General features: G+C 40.4%; 1 protein-coding gene. It reads left to right on the top strand.

All coding sequences use genetic code 11. The annotated features are described in order from the left end of the window. Nucleotides 1–255 (top strand): Rib/alpha-like domain-containing protein (locus CCE82_RS12805; RefSeq protein ID WP_206184417.1); only part of this gene is annotated, 255 nt, incomplete at both ends.

Genomic DNA, 255 nt, shown 5'->3' with positions numbered 1-255 from the left:
CAACACCAATCACAAAAGATTTTGGTACAGGTGTATCAGAAGATGAAGTGAAAGGTGCAGTAACAGTACCGAACTATCCAACAGATGGAGATCAACCAACAATTACGATTGATGATCCAAGTCAATTACCAAATGGTGAAACAGAAGGCACAACAGATGTAGGCGTAACTGTAGAATATCCAGATGGAACAACAGACCACATTACAGTACCAGTGACAATCGGTAAACAAGCGGATAATGATAAGTACACACCAG

It is taken from the genome of Staphylococcus cornubiensis (assembly GCF_900183575.1).
GTDB classification, from domain to species: domain Bacteria; phylum Bacillota; class Bacilli; order Staphylococcales; family Staphylococcaceae; genus Staphylococcus; species Staphylococcus cornubiensis.
This window is presented reverse-complemented; position numbering and strand designations above follow the sequence as displayed.